We start from the raw sequence: 14,738 nt of genomic DNA, 5'->3' as shown, positions 1-14,738 counted from the left end.
CGGGTGTCGACGACACCGCCCCGCCACGAGAATCATCCGATCTCGTGGCGGGGCGGTGCCGGTCAGGCGTGACGGGTCAGCGCTGCCGATCCAGGTTGGCCATCTTCAGCACGTCGAGACGCTTGTCGAGTTCGGCCTCCGACAGCGACTCGCCGATCAGGCCGCGATCGATCACGGTCTGCCGGATGGTCTTGCCCTCCTTGAGGGCCTGCTTGGCGACCGCGGCCGCCTCCTCGTAGCCGATCGCCGAGTTCAGCGGCGTCACGATCGACGGGGAGCTCTCGGCGAGGGTCTTGAGGCGGTCGGTGTTCGCGGCCAGACCGGAGATGCAGCGGTCGGCGAACAGCCGGGAGACATTGGCCAGCAGCTTCAGCGACTCGAGCACGTTGCGGGCCATCATCGGGATGTAGACGTTGAGCTCGAAGGCTCCGTTGCCGCCGCCCCAGGTGACCGCCGCGTCGTTGCCGATGACCTGGGCGGCGACCTGCGTGACCGCCTCCGGCAGAACCGGATTGACCTTGCCGGGCATGATCGACGAGCCGGGCTGCAGATCCGGCAGGGTGATCTCGCCCAGGCCGGTCAGCGGACCCGAACCCATCCAGCGCACGTCGTTGGCGATCTTGGTCAACGACACCGCCACCGTCTTGAGCTGTCCGGACAGTTCCACCAGACCGTCGCGGGCGGCCTGCGCCTCGAAGTTGTCCTGCGCCAGCGAGAGCGCGTCGACATCGGTGAGCTTGCGCAGTTCGGCGACCACCTTGGTGCCGAAGCCGTCGGGGGCGTTGAGTCCGGTACCCACCGCGGTGCCGCCGATCGGCAGTTCGCCGACGCGGGGCAGGGTGGCCGAGACCCGCTCGATGCCGGCCTGGACCTGCCGGGCGTATCCGCCGAACTCCTGGCCCAGGGTCACCGGCACCGCGTCCATCAGATGTGTGCGGCCGCTCTTGACCACCTCACGCCATTCGGTGGACTTCTCCAGCAGGGCCAGCCGCAGGTGATCCAGCGCCGGGATCAGGTCGGTCACCACGGCCTCGGTGGCCGCGACGTGGGTGGCCGTCGGGAACGTGTCGTTGGACGACTGCGACATGTTGACGTGGTCGTTGGGGTGGACCTCGACGCCGCGGGCCTTGGCGATGGAGGCGATGACCTCGTTGGCGTTCATGTTGGAACTGGTGCCCGAACCGGTCTGGAAGACGTCGATCGGGAACTGGTCGTCGTGCTTGCCGTCGGCGATCTCGGTGGCTGCGGCGATGATCGCCTCCGCCTTCTGCGCATCGAGCAGACCGAGGTCGGCGTTCACCTGGGCGCATGCGGCCTTGAGCAGTCCCATCGCACGGATCTGCGTGCGCTCCAGCGGCCGATGACTGATCGGGAAGTTCTCCACCGCACGCTGGGTCTGTGCCCGCCACAACGCGTCGACGGGTACCTTGACCTCGCCCATGGTGTCGTGTTCGATGCGGTACTGCGGTTCGGTCATGACGTGCACATCCTCCGGGGATCCGATCTGGTTGTAAGGTTGTCCTTACTCACGGTACTGCGATCGGATCGCCCGAGGCTGTGAGATTTCTCCTCAGCGCTCCTTGGAGCGAATCCTGACCCCGCCCAGCGGCACCGTCACCGCTCCTCCGGGATCGGTGAAGAAGTCGTTGCCCTTGTCGTCGACGACGATGAACGCGGGGAAGTCCTCGACCTCGATCTTCCAGACCGCCTCCATGCCGAGCTCGGGGTACTCGATGACCTCCTGGCTCTTGATGCAGTCCAGGGCGAGTCGCGCGGCGGGGCCGCCGATCGAGCCGAGGTAGAAACCGCCGTGGGCGTCACAGGCGCGCGTGACCTGCTGCGAGCGGTTGCCCTTGGCCAGCATGACCATCGATCCGCCGGCCGCCTGGAACTGCTCGACATAGCTGTCCATGCGGCCCGCGGTGGTGGGACCGAACGAGCCCGACGCCATCCCCTCCGGGGTCTTGGCCGGACCGGCGTAGTACACCGGATGGTTGCGCAGGTACTCGGGCATCGGTTCGCCGGCGTCGAGGCGTTCCTTGATCTTGGCGTGCGCGATGTCGCGGGCCACCACCAGCGGGCCGGTCAGCGACAGGCGCGTCTTGACCGGGTACCTCGACAGCTCGGCCAGGATCTCCGGCATCGGACGGTTCAGGTCGATCTTCACGACCTCGCCGCCCTCGATGTCCTCGGAGACGCCGACGGCGGGCATGTACTTGGCCGGGTCGGTCTCGAGCTGCTCGAGGAAGACACCGTCGGCGGTGATCTTGCCGAGGGCCTGACGGTCGGCCGAGCACGAGACCGCGATGGCCACCGGGCACGACGCACCGTGACGGGGCAGCCGCACCACGCGCACGTCATGACAGAAGTACTTGCCGCCGAACTGCGCGCCGATCCCGAACGACTGGGTCAGCTTGAACACCTCTTCCTCGAGTTCGACGTCGCGGAAGCCGTGCGCGGCAATCGATCCCTCGGTCGGCAGGGTGTCGAGGTAGTGCGCCGAGGCGTATTTCGCGGTCTTGAGCGCGAATTCGGCCGAGGTGCCGCCGATCACGACGGCGAGGTGATACGGCGGGCACGCCGCGGTACCCAGCGAACGGATCTTCTCGTCGAGGAACTCCAAGAGCCGCTTGGGATTCAGGATGGCCTTGGTCTCCTGGAAAAGGAACGACTTGTTGGCCGACCCACCGCCCTTGGCCATGAACAGGAACTTGTACTCCGGCCCCTTGGGGCCCTGCTCGGTCGCGTAGATCTCCACCTGCGCAGGCAGATTGGTGCCGGTGTTCTTCTCGTCGTAGGTGGTCAGCGGGGCGAGCTGCGAGTACCGCAGGTTCAGCTTGGTGTAGGCGTCGTACACGCCGCGGGAGATCCACTCGGCGTCGTCGGAACCGGTGAGGACACCCTCGGACTTCTTGCCCATCACGATCGCGGTGCCGGTGTCCTGGCACATCGGCAGGACACCACCCGCGGAGATGTTGACGTTCTTGAGCAGGTCCAGGGCGACGAACCGGTCGTTGCCGGATGCCTCGGGGTCGTCGATGATCTTGCGGAGCTGCGCCAGATGGGCGGGGCGCAGGTAGTGGCTGATGTCGTGGATCGCCTCGGCGGTCAGTTTTTCCAGTGCCTCGGGTTCGACCTCGAGGAACGCGCGGCCGTCGACGTCGAACGTCGACACACCCTCGGTCGTGATCAGTCGGTAGGGGGTCTCATCGGCGCCGGAGGGCAGCAAATCGGCATAGCGGAACTCCGGAGCAAGGGCTGGTTTGCTCACGGGGGAAATCGTATCGCGGGCGGTCAGGGCCCACATGCGCGACCCTCGCCGTCTCCGGGCCGTGATGGCGGGGAGGCGACGAGGGTCGCAAGAGGTGTCGCAGACGGCGTCGAACTAGACGTCGATGCGGGAGTACTCGCGCAGCTTCTCGGTCTTGTGGACGCCCTCGATGCGGCGGATGGTGCCCGACTTGGAGCGCATCACCAGCGAGCGCGTGGTGGCGCCGCCGCGACGGTAGGTGACACCGCGCAGCATGTCGCCGTTGGTGACGCCGGTGGCGCAGAAGAAGGAGTTCTCGCCGCTCACCAGGATGTCGTTGGTCAGCACCCGGTCGAGGTCGTGTCCGGCGTCGAGGGCCTTCTGGCGCTCCTCGGCGTTGCGCGGCCACAGCTTGCCCTGGATCTCGCCACCCATGCACTTCATCGCGACGGCGGTGATGATGCCCTCGGGGGTACCGCCGACACCCATCAGCATGTCGACGGTGCTGTAATCGCCGGCCGCGGCGATCGCGCCCGCCACGTCGCCGTCGGAGATCAGCCGGATCTTGGCGCCGGCCTGACGGATCTCGCCGATCAGATCGGCGTGACGCGGACGATCGAGCACGACCACGGTCAGGTCGGCGACGTCGATGCCCTTGGCCTTGGCGACCGAGTTGACGTTCCACTCGACCGACTCGTTGATGTTGATCGCGCCCTTGGCCTCCGGGCCGACGGCGATCTTGTCCATGTAGAACACCGCCGACGGGTCGTACATGGTGCCGCGCTCGCTGACCGCGATCACCGAGATCGAGTTGGGGCGGCCCTCGGCCATCAGGGTGGTGCCGTCGATCGGGTCCACCGCGACGTCGCAGTCGGGGCCGGTGCCGTCGCCGACCTCTTCGCCGTTGAACAGCATGGGCGCCTCGTCCTTCTCGCCCTCGCCGATCACGACCACACCGCGCATCGACACCGTCGACAGCAGTTCGCGCATCGCGTCCACGGCGGCACCGTCGCCGCCGTTCTTGTCGCCGCGACCCACCCAGCGTCCGGCGGCCAGTGCGGCCGCTTCGGTGACTCGCACCAACTCCATCGCGAGGTTGCGGTCAGGTGCCTGGTGGCTGGTTTCGGTCATGTTCTTCGACTCCTCGGCGTGCGACGTGGCTCTCTCGCCTATCCTCGCATGTCACACCGCACGGCCGGTCGGCCACCCTGCGGTTGAACACCGCGAACCGGGCGTGGGACAGATCACTCGGGGTCCGGCTGGAATACTGGCGGGCATGGCACAGAAACCGCGCATCCTGACCAGCGGTAAGGACATGATCTGGTCGGTGATCCCGCTGCTCGCGATCTGTGCGTTCGTCGCCATGGTGTCCGGCAACTGCTCGGTGGGGCTCAACGGCACCGCCAGCGACGACAAGCGGCCCTCGTTCGATGTCGCCGCCGCACTCGACTCCGATGCGCAGACCATGCCGTTCCCGATCCGGCGGCCACCGACCCCGGAGGGCTGGAAACCCAATTCGGGCAGCCGGGACTCGATCGAGACCCATCTGGCGAGCAACGTCGGCTGGCTGACCGCCGCGGGGTCGTATCTGCAGCTCACCCAGACCGATGCCGCGGTCGACGAGGTGGAACACAAGCTCGGTGGTGACCAGGTGTCGTCGGACACCGGGTCCCGTGAGATCGGTGGCCACAAGTGGATCACCTACACCACCTACGACGGCAACAAGTTCTGGATCACCGACCTCGGTGACGTCCGGATCGCGGTGATGTCGCGGGGTTCCGACGACGCCATGGCACAGATGGCCGGGCTGGTGCTCGCCCAGCAACCGCTGACACAGCGCGCCGGCGGCGCGGCGATCCTGACCGAACTGCCGACCGGGAACTGACCGGGGTCAGTCCTCGTCGGGTCAGTCCTCGTCGTCGGGTCAGTCGTCGTCGGGGTCGGCGTCATCCTCACCGTCGTTGATCGCGGCCTCGATCCGGTCCCGCGCACCGGCCAGGTGTTCTTCGCAGCGGTTGGCCAGGGCCTCGCCGCGCTCCCACAGCGACAGGGAGGCATCGAGGTCCAGACCGCCGCGTTCGAGAGTGGTGACCACCTCGACGAGTTCGTCGCGGGCCTGCTCGTAGCCGAGTTCACCGACCGGGACGGGGGCGTCGTCGGTGGACTTTCCGCGCGGGCTCACTGGTCCTCCTCAGGATTGTTCGGGCCGGGATTCTTCTGTTCGGTCTCGGTGCCGTCGTGGTGGTGCTGCGGTGACCGCTCGACCCCGGAGACGACGGTGTGCACCGACCCGTCGGCCACCCGGATACGCAATGCGGCCCCGTCGGTGACCTCGTCGACCGAGGTCAGGATCTGGGCCGGATCGGTGTCGACGCGCTGCACCACCGCATACCCGCGGGCCAGGGTCTGGGCCGGGCCGAGGCTACCCAGCCGTGCCGCGAGATGCTCGGTACGACGCTCCTCGGCGTCGACCAGCCGGCGGATGTCGCGCCGGGCATCGGCACGCAGCCGTTCCACCTGGTCGGCATGCCGGTCGATCATCGACAACGGGTCGGCGAGCACCGGGCGTGCCCGCAACCCGGCGAGGACCCGCTCCTCGCGGTGCACCCAGTTGCGCAGGGCATGCGCACTGCGGTGGCGCATCGCCGCGATCCCGGCGAGTTCGGCCGCCACGTCGGGTACCACGCGTTTCGCGGCGTCGGTCGGCGTCGCGGCGCGCAGGTCGGCGATGAAGTCCAGCAGGGGATTGTCGGGTTCGTGTCCGATCGCGCTGACCACCGGGGTGGTGCAGGCCGAGACCGCCCGCAACAGCGCCTCGTCGGAGAACGGCAGCAGATCCTCCACGCTGCCGCCACCGCGCGCGATGATGATCACGTCGACGTCGGGGTGCGCGTCGAGGTCGGCGAGATGGGTCAGGATGCGCGGCACCGCGGTCGGGCCCTGCACCGGGGCGTCACGGATGTCGAAGCGCACCGACGACCACCGGGCGGATGCCACCGACACCACATCGCGCTGCGCGGCGCTGGCCCGCCCGGAGATCAGGCCGATCGTGCGCGGCAGGAACGGCACCGGTCGCTTGAGCCGGGGATCGAAGAGTCCCTCGGCGGCCAGGAGCTGCCGCAACCGTTCGATCCGGAGCAGTAGCTGCCCGATGCCGATCGGGCGGATGTCGGTGACGCGCAACGAGAGCGTGCCGCGGCCGGTGTAGAAGCTGGGCCGGCCGAGCATCACCACATGGGCGCCGTCGGTGATCGGTACCTCCGAGCGCGCCAGCAGATCCGGGCTACAGGTCACCGAGACGGAGATGTCCGCGGCCGGGTCGCGCAGCGTCAGGAACGAGGTGCGGGTACCGGGCCGACGGGAGATCTGGGTGACCTGCCCCTCCACCCAGATCTGGCCGAGCTTGTGGATCCAGTCGGCGATCTTGGTGTTGACCGTGCGGACCGGCCACGGGTTGTCCGCCGAGTTCGCGGATGTGCTCACCGCCGGGTCACGACTGGGACGGGCGCTTCGCGGTGGCCGAGCTGATCCGGTTGTCGATCATCGTCACGAACGGCGCCCGGTTGCGGCCGGCCTTCTCGTAGTCGAGCAGCACACCGAGATCGTCGACGCCCACCGACCGCAGCTTGGCGCGCAGCTGTGCCAGGGTCAGGGTGTCGTAGTCGAGCAGGACCACCGCCTCGGGCTTGTCGGAGTCGTCGTCGGTGGAGTCGTCGGAGGTCGCGGCAGCACCGTTGGCCGCGGCGACGACCTCGGCCGGTGCCGAGCTGTACAGCGCGAAGCGGCCGGCATCCGAGCGGGTCGTCGCGGACTCGTCGGTGGTTGCGGGGTCGTCGGTGGTTGCGGGGTCGGCGGTCGTGGCGTCGGTGGTGGTCGCCTCGGTGGAGTCCGCGGGGTCGGAATCCGGTGTCGGGGTGCTCAGCACGGCGGGGGTGGGGCGGCCGGCGCTGCTCGCCGACTCGATCGGGACCACCGATTCGGTGACGTCGATCTCGTCCTCGTCGAAGCGCGCCCACGACGGTTCCTCGGCGGGGGAGTCGAAGATGAACTCGAGCGCCGCATCACCCTTGATGGCCAGCTCGGCGATCTGCTGCTGGGCCCGCATACCGGCCTGCAGCGTCTGGCTGATCGCGGTCATCGGGAGGGTGACGATGAGGGTCGGCAGCTTGCGCGTCTCCTCGATGGCGGTGACGATGAGACCTGCGGCGATGCGTGCCGGATACGGTGCGCGAACCATTCCCATACTCTGCCACCTCTGACCGGGTCGGCCAACACGTACCCTGGGAGTCATGGCTGAATCCAAGCGCATCCTGCTCGCCGAACCGCGCGGCTACTGTGCGGGCGTCGATCGTGCGGTGGAGACGGTGGAACGGGCCCTCGACAAGCACGGCGCTCCTGTCTACGTCCGCAAGGAGATCGTGCACAACCGTCACGTGGTGGACACCCTCGCCGAACGTGGCGCGATCTTCGTCGGCGAGACCGACGAGGTTCCCGAGGGCGCGATCGTGGTGTTCTCCGCACACGGGGTGTCGCCCGAGGTCCATCGGACCGCGGCCGCGCGCAGTCTCAAGACCATCGACGCCACCTGCCCGCTGGTCACCAAGGTGCACCAGGAGGCCAAGCGCTTCGCCCGCGACGACTACGACATCCTGCTGATCGGCCACGAAGGCCACGAGGAGGTGGAGGGGACCGCCGGTGAGGCGCCCGAACACATCCAGCTCGTCGACGGCCCCGACAGCGTGGACAACGTGACCGTGCGTGACGAGTCCAAGGTGATCTGGTTGTCGCAGACGACGCTGTCGGTGGACGAGACCATGGAGACCGTGCGGCGGCTGCGGGAGAAGTTCCCCGAGCTCAACGACCCGCCGAGCGACGACATCTGCTACGCCACCCAGAACCGGCAGGTCGCGGTCAAGGCGATGGCCCCGCGGTGCGAACTGGTGATCGTGGTGGGGTCGAAGAACTCGTCCAACTCGGTGCGCCTGGTGGAGGTGGCCCTGCAGAACGGTGCGGCGGCGTCCTACCTGGTGGACTACGCCCGCGAGATCGACCCGTCGTGGCTCGAGGGTGTCAGCACCGTGGGCATCACCTCGGGTGCGTCGGTACCGGAGGTGCTGGTGCGCGGGGTGATCGACTTCCTCGGCGACTACGGCTTCGCCGACGTCGAGACCGTCACCACCGCCGAGGAGACACTCACCTTCGCGCTGCCGCGCGAACTGCGTCCGGCGCGCACCGCGAAGTGAGGACACTCCCGGGCGATATGTCCGGGTTCGCGTGTTCTGCGTGGAATCTCCCGAATGGGCGTCTAGGTTCGCTGGGTGTGTCGGTCAAACGGACCACACGGCAACCGTCCAGGAGTTCTTTCATGCGCAGAGTTCACATGACCACTTCCGTACTGGGTGCGGCGGCATTGGCCGTCGTGCTCACCGCATGCGGTTCCGACGACTCGGATTCGGCCACCGCGACCAGTGCCACGACCAGCGCCACGACCACCGGCACCAGCACCGCGACCGAGAGCGACGAGACCAGCAGCACCTCCACCACCGACGTCTCCGAGACCGGGTCGGCGGGCGTCGGCCGCGATGCCTCCGTGGTGGTCGACGGCGACGACGTCGATCTGGGCGACGCCACGGTCGGATGCACCGAGGGCGGGGGCAGGGTGACGATCGGGATCTCAGGAGCCGACATCGGCGCCGTCGGAGCGGTCGTGACCAGCGGCGATTCGCCGGAGGTCGAGTCGGTGGGACTCGGTTCCGTCGACGGTGTGACCCTGGCCTACCAGAAGGATGCCGGGGACGGCAGCGGTGAGGCCACCAAGAAGGGTGACACCTACACCATCAAGGGCAAGGCCACCGGCATCGACATCAGCAATCCCACCTCGGTGGTCACCAAGTCCTACGAGATCACGGTGACCTGCCCCTGATCCCGGGGGCACGATCTCCGGCCGCACGCCGAAGAGGTGGGCGTGTGGCCGGGAGATCGACGCCATGGACCTTCGCCGTGGACCGGGTACGCGGCGCGGACGTCACCCGCCCCTCACCTGCGCCCGCAGCACGTGCTTGAGGATCTTGCCGGACGGGTTCCGCGGGATCGACCGGATGACCAGTTCGCGGGGCAGCTTGTAGTCCGAGATGTACTCGGCGGCGAAGGCGCGCAGGGACTCCAAGGTCACCTCGCGACCCTCGATCGGCATGACGACCGCGACGATGGTCTCGCCGAAGTGCTCGTCGAGTTGGCTCACCACGGCCACGTCGAGCACATCGGGGTGGGCCGCGAGGGCGTTCTCGACTTCCACCGAATAGACGTTCCGGCCGCCGGTGATGATCATGTCCTTGAGCCGGTCGACAAGGGTCATGTAGCCGTCGGCATCCTTGGTCGCCAGGTCGCCGGTGTGGAGCCAACCGTCGCGGATGGCCTCAGCGGTGGCGTCTGGCTTGTTCCAGTACCCCTTCATCACCGTTTCACCCCGGATGATGACCTCCCCGGTCTCACCGGGCCCCACATCGTCGCCGTCCGGGGTCACCACCCGCACCTCGGCGTTGGGTATCGGCCGGCGTCCGGTGGCGTCCGGGCGGGCCACGACGTCCTCGGGTGACGAGTACATTCCGGTGGGCCCGCCTTCGGTGGGACCGCACAGCTGGACGAAGCCGACGGTCGGGAGGGTCTCCACCAGCCGCGAGACCATGGACGCCGGCATCGGGGCCGCACCGAAGAAGCCCAGGCGCCACGCCGACAGGTCTCGCTCGGTCAGGTCCGGCAGCCTGAGCATCATCTGGTACATGGTCGGCACCCCGAGGAACACCGAGATCCGGTGCTCGGCCAGCGCATCGGCCACTGCAGCCGGCTCGAACTCGGCCAGCACCACATGCGTGGTACCCAGTGACAGGCCGGACAATGCGAACAGCACCAGCTCGGCACAGTGGTACAGCGGCGCCACGTGCAGCTGCCGGTCGAAGATGTTCAGCCCCAGGGCGCTGACGCTGTGCCCCACCCACAGCATCCGGTGGTGATCGAAGAACGCACCCTTGGGTCGTCCGGTGGTGCCCGAGATGTAGATGATGATGCAGTCGTCGTCCTCGGCGACGTCGACGCCGGGGGCGTGGGCAGGTGTGCTGACCGCCAGCGCGTGCAGATCGTCGTAGCCGTCGGTGCCGTCGATCGACAGGATGCGCACGTCCGGTGCGGGTTCCAACCGGTCCAGGCCCGCCACCGCCGCCACGGTGGCGCCGGCGAACAGCAGCACCGTGGCACCGGAATCCTCGAGCAGGTAGTGCAGTTCCCGTGCAGTGGATCGCGGATTGAACGGCGAGACGATCGCACCGGCCTTGAGCGCTCCGTAGAACGCGATCAGGAACCGGTCCGAATTGGCCGACATCAGACCGACCCGATCACCCTTCTGAACTCCCAGCGAGATCAGGGCGTTCGCGTACCGGTCGGTGAGCTCGTCGAGACCGCGATAGGTGTGCTCGGTGTCGCCGAAGATCAGCGCCGTCTTGTCGGGCAGCCGGTGAGCATTGCGTGTGAGTTGTCCGTGCAGGGTGGCCATGGAACGGGAGTCCTTCGCTGTGGGCGGTGGCACGACCGATGGGGCATGAGGTGGATTCGGCGCGGATCTGCCCGGCGCGCCGAGCAGGGTCCCCGGGCTTGATCAGAGCGATCGGCCGATGAGTTCCTTCATGATCTCGCTGGTGCCCCCGTAGATACGCTGCACGCGCGCATCGGCGTACATGCGGGCGATCGGGTACTCCACCATGTAGCCGTAGCCGCCGAAGATCTGCAGGCAACGGTCGACGATCTCGCCCTGCCGTTCGGTGCCCCAGAGTTTGGCCATCGACGCGGTCGCCGGATCGAGGGTTCCGGCGATCTGCTGGGCGATGCAGTGGTCCATGAGCGTCTTGCCCGCGAGCACCTCGGTCTTGCATTCGGCGAGAACGAACTTGGTGTTCTGGAACTCGATGATCGGCTTGCCGAATGCCTCGCGCTGCTTCGCGTACGAGATGGCCTCGGTGACGGCCGCCTCGGCGACCGCGATCCCGCCGACACCCAGGATCAGGCGCTCCCGCTGCAGCTGGTTCATCAGCTGGTAGAGGCCCTGGCCTTCGACGCCGCCGAGCAGGTTCTCCACCGGCACCCGCATGTCGGTGAACGCCAGCTCCCGGGTGTCCTGACCGTGCTGGCCGATCTTCTCCAGGACCCGGCCGCGCTCGAAGCCTTGCAGGCCGTCGGTTTCGGCGACCAGCAGGGAAATGCCTTTGGCTCCCTGCGTGGGGTCGGTCTTGGCGACGATCACCAGGAGATCGCAGTGGCTGGCATTCGAGATGAAGGTCTTGCTGCCGTTGACCACATAGTGGTCGCCTTCGCGAACGGCGGTGGTGCGAACCCCTTGCAGATCGGATCCGGTTCCGGGTTCGGTCATGGCGATGGCCAGGACCGATTCGCCGCTCGCACACTTGGGCAGCCAGCGCTTCTTCTGTTCGTCGGTGGCGTAGGTGTTGAGATAGTGCGCCACGATCGTCGAGTGCACGGCGAAACCGAAACCGCCGTCCTGGGCTTTCGCCAGCTCCTGCTGCACGATCGCCTCGTGACCGAAGTCGCCGCCACCGCCGCCGTAGGTTTCGGGGATGTCCAGGCACAGCAGCCCGGCGGCGCCCGCCTTGTTCCAGAAGTCGCGGTCGACCTCGTGGTTCGCGGCCCACCTGGCCACGTTGGGGGTGAGCTCCTTGCGGAAGAAGTCAGCGGCGTGCTTGCGCAGCATGGCCTGATCGTCGGACTCCCAGGGGGAACGGTAGTCGGGGAAAAGCTCGGACATGGTTTCCTGCTCTCCGGTGAATTCGGGGGTGCGTTTGCCGAGGAAGGCGGACTGCCCTTCCCGGCTGTCGGCGGAGTGGATGGCGACGTAGAAGTTGCGTTTCTCGTGTTCGAGGCCCTGCGCGAGGGATGTCTCCAGCGCCTGCAGCGCGGCATCCTTGGCCAGTGCGACGGCCAGGGGCGAGTTCGCGGCGATCCGCTGGGCCAGTGCCGTCGCCTCGGTCAGCGCCTGCCCGTCGGGCACCACGCGCGAGACCAGCCCCCACTCGCCGGCCTGCTCGGCCGGGATCAGGTCACCGCTGAGCAGCAACGCCATCGCCTGGGCTTGCCGATCGCCTGGATGAGCCGCTGTGTCCCGCCGCCGCCGGGAATCACCCCGAGCTTGACCTCGGGTCCGCCGATTCTGGCCGACGCCGCGGCGACGACGATGTCGCAGGCCATCATGATCTCGCAGCCACCGCCCAGGGCGAGGCCCTCGACCGCGGCGATCACCGGCTTGGGGAAGGTGCGGCTGACATTCGAGGACTCCTTCGGCCGCATACAACTGTATAGTAAACCCATGCGATCGTAAGGGGTCAATGCCATGCGTATGTAACGGCAGCCATGGAAATGTATGATGATCTGCGTGAATGCGACCACGACCGACCCTCGCGCAACGCTCGACGACCTGACCGCGAAGGCACGGATCCGGAATGTCGCACTGGATCTGTACGCCGCGAAAGGCGAGGATCGGGTCTCGATGCGGACCGTCGCCGCCGCCGCCGGCGTAACGGTCGGAACAGTGCAGCACCACTTCAAGAACAAGGACGGGCTCCGCGACGCCGTCGAACAGCTGATCGTCGACTATCACGCGCAGGCGATCGCGTCGGCGTCCGGCGAAGGCACTGCGGCCGAGGTCGCCGCCGCGCGCGACGACGCGGTTCGCACCATGCTCGAGAACAACCCGCCGGTGGTGAACTACCTGCGGCGAGCGGTCCTCGACCCCGGCGAAGCGGGGAACGGTCTGCTCTCCAGGCTGACCGAGCTGAGCCGCCGCGAGGTGGCCAAACTGCGCGAATCGGGACAGGCCTCCACCACCCGGGCCGAGTCCGATCAGGTGATCGGTCTGATGGTCCGCCAATTGGGCAGCATGTTCTTGCAGCCCATGGTCGACGCCATGTGGGCCCAACTCGCCGATCCGGACCACGCGGACGCGGTCAAGCCGTCGTTGCGAGTCTCCATCGAGGTCCCACCGCCCCGCCGGAACTGAACTCGGGTGGGCCGGAGACCGCTCGGGTCAGAACTCGTCTGGATCGAGCCTGCGGTCTCGCCGGAAGGGCAACGACGCCGCGACCACCGCGATGATCACCGCAGCGGCGACCCCGGCGCCGATCAAGGCCACATCGCGTGCGGTGTGGTCGGGGGTCATCACCGGTGCGGGCGCGGCGATCCGGGCGATGGGTGCCGGGCCGGGTTCCTCGGGCAGTTCCGCGGTCAGTGCGGCGACCGGATCGATCACGCCATACCCGATCGCCTGGTCATGGCCGGTCCCGGGAGCGTGTGCGGTCCGCACCACGCGGTCCATCACCTCACCCGCCGACAACTGCGGGTACCGGGCGCGGACCAGCGCCACGGTCCCCGCGACATAGGGTGCGGCGAAGCTGGTGCCGAGCAGCGGCAGCGGACCGGAATCACCCTGCTGGGCGTCGACGAGCCCGGTGCCGCGCGGGGAACTGTCGAGGCTGACGATCCCGGACCCGGGTGCGGCCACGTCCACCCATGGGCCGTGCAGGCTGAAGCCGCTGGGCCGGCCGGTGTCGGCATCCACCGATCCGACCGCGAGCACGTAGTCGTCGAACCAGGCCGGGCTGGCGATGGTCCGCACCGAACCCCATCCGGGGGTATCGGCCGGGTCGGGATCGGGATTCTGTGTCGCGCAAGACGACCCGGACGAGAGGTTGCCGGCCGCTACGACCACCACCACATCGCGTTCATAGGCGTGGCGAACCGCTGCACCGAGAGCCCCGTCGCCCGGCGGGGTCCCGGCCGGCACGCACGCCACCTCGGAGATGTTGATGACGGTGGCGCCGAGGTCCACGGCCCGCACCACGGCGGCGGCCAGTGTGCGCACCGATCCGTAACCGCTGCCGACGGTGGCGTCGGCCGACTCGGTACGGCGGCTCTTGGCGTCGAAGGCGTTGCTGGACTGTCGAATCGAGATGATCGACGCATCCGGTGCGACGCCGGTGAATCCGTCGCGCCCCGACGGGCTCGCCGCGATGATCCCGGCGACCAGGGTGCCGTGCGCATCGCAGTCCGACAGTCCGTCGCCGGTGGACACATAGTCTCCGCCGCCGCGGAGCCGGGGGAGTCGTGGATGCGGGGTCACCCCGGTGTCGATCACCGCGATCCGCTGGCCCTGTCCACGCGAGAACCGCCACGCGCCTGGGAGATTCATCATCTGTTGGGCGTTCGAGGGGGTCGTCTGCGGGCCTGCGGCCACCGGCTCGGCGCACAGTGTGCGTTGTTCGGTGGGCTCGGGAGGTCCGACCGTGGCCCCGCGGACCAGGGCGCCGGGGGAGACCTGTGGCGGGGTGATGGCCTGTGCGGGGACGGACGGCAGCACCGACGGGGCGAGGGCGATCACGGCGACGGCGGTGAGGATCACCCCGCGGCGGGTCGCCGGATCACGGCGGCGCAT

The 14,738-nt window shown here is 68.2% G+C and carries 13 protein-coding genes and 1 pseudogene; 4 read left to right on the top strand and 10 right to left on the bottom strand.

Going from position 1 to position 14,738, the window contains the following annotated elements; translation table 11 throughout:
* Positions 1–76: 76 nt before the first annotated feature.
* From Q9K23_RS05135 to glpX, 3 genes are all read right to left on the bottom strand, one after another.
* Entirely contained in the window at positions 77–1,477 is a 1,401-nt protein-coding gene (locus Q9K23_RS05135; protein ID WP_053777672.1) for a class II fumarate hydratase, read from the bottom strand.
* A gap of 93 nt (positions 1,478–1,570) precedes the next feature.
* The gene (locus Q9K23_RS05130) at positions 1,571–3,271 is read right to left on the bottom strand and encodes a fumarate hydratase (RefSeq protein ID WP_020791197.1); all 1,701 of its coding nucleotides are present in this window, start codon (positions 3,269–3,271) and stop codon (positions 1,571–1,573) included.
* A 114-nt stretch (positions 3,272–3,385) separates the two neighbouring features.
* On the bottom strand, positions 3,386–4,381 hold the full coding sequence (gene glpX / locus Q9K23_RS05125) for a class II fructose-bisphosphatase (RefSeq protein ID WP_020791202.1): 996 nt from the start codon (positions 4,379–4,381) through the stop codon (positions 3,386–3,388).
* A gap of 145 nt (positions 4,382–4,526) precedes the next feature.
* On the opposite strand from glpX, the gene Q9K23_RS05120 reads away from it, so the two are divergent.
* Positions 4,527–5,135 carry a DUF4245 domain-containing protein gene (locus Q9K23_RS05120; RefSeq protein WP_053777673.1) on the top strand — a complete coding sequence of 203 codons (609 nt, stop codon included), beginning with the start codon at positions 4,527–4,529 and terminating at the stop codon, positions 5,133–5,135.
* 39 nt (positions 5,136–5,174) lie between these two features.
* Here Q9K23_RS05120 and Q9K23_RS05115 read toward each other — a convergent pair whose 3' ends face one another.
* From Q9K23_RS05115 to Q9K23_RS05105, 3 genes are read right to left on the bottom strand one after another with little or no spacing between them, the layout of a single operon-like run.
* Positions 5,175–5,432, bottom strand: coding sequence for an exodeoxyribonuclease VII small subunit (locus Q9K23_RS05115; RefSeq protein WP_020791200.1), 258 nt, complete (start codon positions 5,430–5,432; stop codon positions 5,175–5,177).
* Positions 5,429–6,733: an exodeoxyribonuclease VII large subunit gene (gene xseA / locus Q9K23_RS05110; RefSeq protein WP_053777674.1), complete on the bottom strand. Its 1,305-nt coding sequence runs from the start codon at positions 6,731–6,733 to the stop codon at positions 5,429–5,431. The genes Q9K23_RS05115 and xseA overlap by 4 nt, the downstream gene beginning before the upstream one ends.
* A gap of 7 nt (positions 6,734–6,740) precedes the next feature.
* On the bottom strand, positions 6,741–7,487 hold the full coding sequence (locus tag Q9K23_RS05105) for a lipid droplet-associated protein (RefSeq protein WP_053777675.1): 747 nt from the start codon (positions 7,485–7,487) through the stop codon (positions 6,741–6,743).
* 52 nt (positions 7,488–7,539) lie between these two features.
* Between Q9K23_RS05105 and Q9K23_RS05100 the strand changes: the two genes are divergently transcribed.
* Both Q9K23_RS05100 and Q9K23_RS05095 read left to right on the top strand, forming a co-directional pair.
* Entirely contained in the window at positions 7,540–8,493 is a 954-nt protein-coding gene (locus tag Q9K23_RS05100) for a 4-hydroxy-3-methylbut-2-enyl diphosphate reductase (protein ID WP_020790396.1), read from the top strand.
* 137 nt (positions 8,494–8,630) lie between these two features.
* Complete coding sequence (locus Q9K23_RS05095; protein WP_261977973.1) at positions 8,631–9,173, top strand: lipoprotein LpqH; 543 nt, start codon at positions 8,631–8,633, stop codon at positions 9,171–9,173.
* A 102-nt stretch (positions 9,174–9,275) separates the two neighbouring features.
* Here Q9K23_RS05095 and Q9K23_RS05090 read toward each other — a convergent pair whose 3' ends face one another.
* From Q9K23_RS05090 to Q9K23_RS05080, 3 genes and pseudogenes are all read right to left on the bottom strand, one after another.
* Positions 9,276–10,796 carry an AMP-binding protein gene (locus tag Q9K23_RS05090; RefSeq protein ID WP_020790398.1) on the bottom strand — a complete coding sequence of 507 codons (1,521 nt, stop codon included), beginning with the start codon at positions 10,794–10,796 and terminating at the stop codon, positions 9,276–9,278.
* 102 nt (positions 10,797–10,898) lie between these two features.
* The gene (locus Q9K23_RS05085) at positions 10,899–12,059 is read right to left on the bottom strand and encodes an acyl-CoA dehydrogenase family protein (RefSeq protein WP_020790397.1); all 1,161 of its coding nucleotides are present in this window, start codon (positions 12,057–12,059) and stop codon (positions 10,899–10,901) included.
* Positions 12,060–12,068: 9 nt separating this feature from the next.
* Positions 12,069–12,562 (bottom strand): annotated as a pseudogene (locus Q9K23_RS05080) (enoyl-CoA hydratase-related protein); the annotation flags it as partial.
* A 121-nt stretch (positions 12,563–12,683) separates the two neighbouring features.
* Between Q9K23_RS05080 and Q9K23_RS05075 the strand changes: the two are divergent.
* A complete protein-coding gene (locus Q9K23_RS05075; protein WP_261977974.1) occupies positions 12,684–13,307 on the top strand; it encodes a TetR/AcrR family transcriptional regulator in 624 nt (207 codons plus the stop codon).
* Positions 13,308–13,334: 27 nt separating this feature from the next.
* Here the strand turns inward: Q9K23_RS05075 and mycP are convergent, their stop codons facing one another.
* The gene (gene mycP, locus Q9K23_RS05070) at positions 13,335–14,738 is read right to left on the bottom strand and encodes a type VII secretion-associated serine protease mycosin (protein WP_053777677.1); all 1,404 of its coding nucleotides are present in this window, start codon (positions 14,736–14,738) and stop codon (positions 13,335–13,337) included.

Source organism: Gordonia sp. NB41Y (assembly GCF_030718915.1).
Lineage (GTDB): Bacteria > Actinomycetota > Actinomycetes > Mycobacteriales > Mycobacteriaceae > Gordonia > Gordonia desulfuricans.
This window is presented reverse-complemented; position numbering and strand designations above follow the sequence as displayed.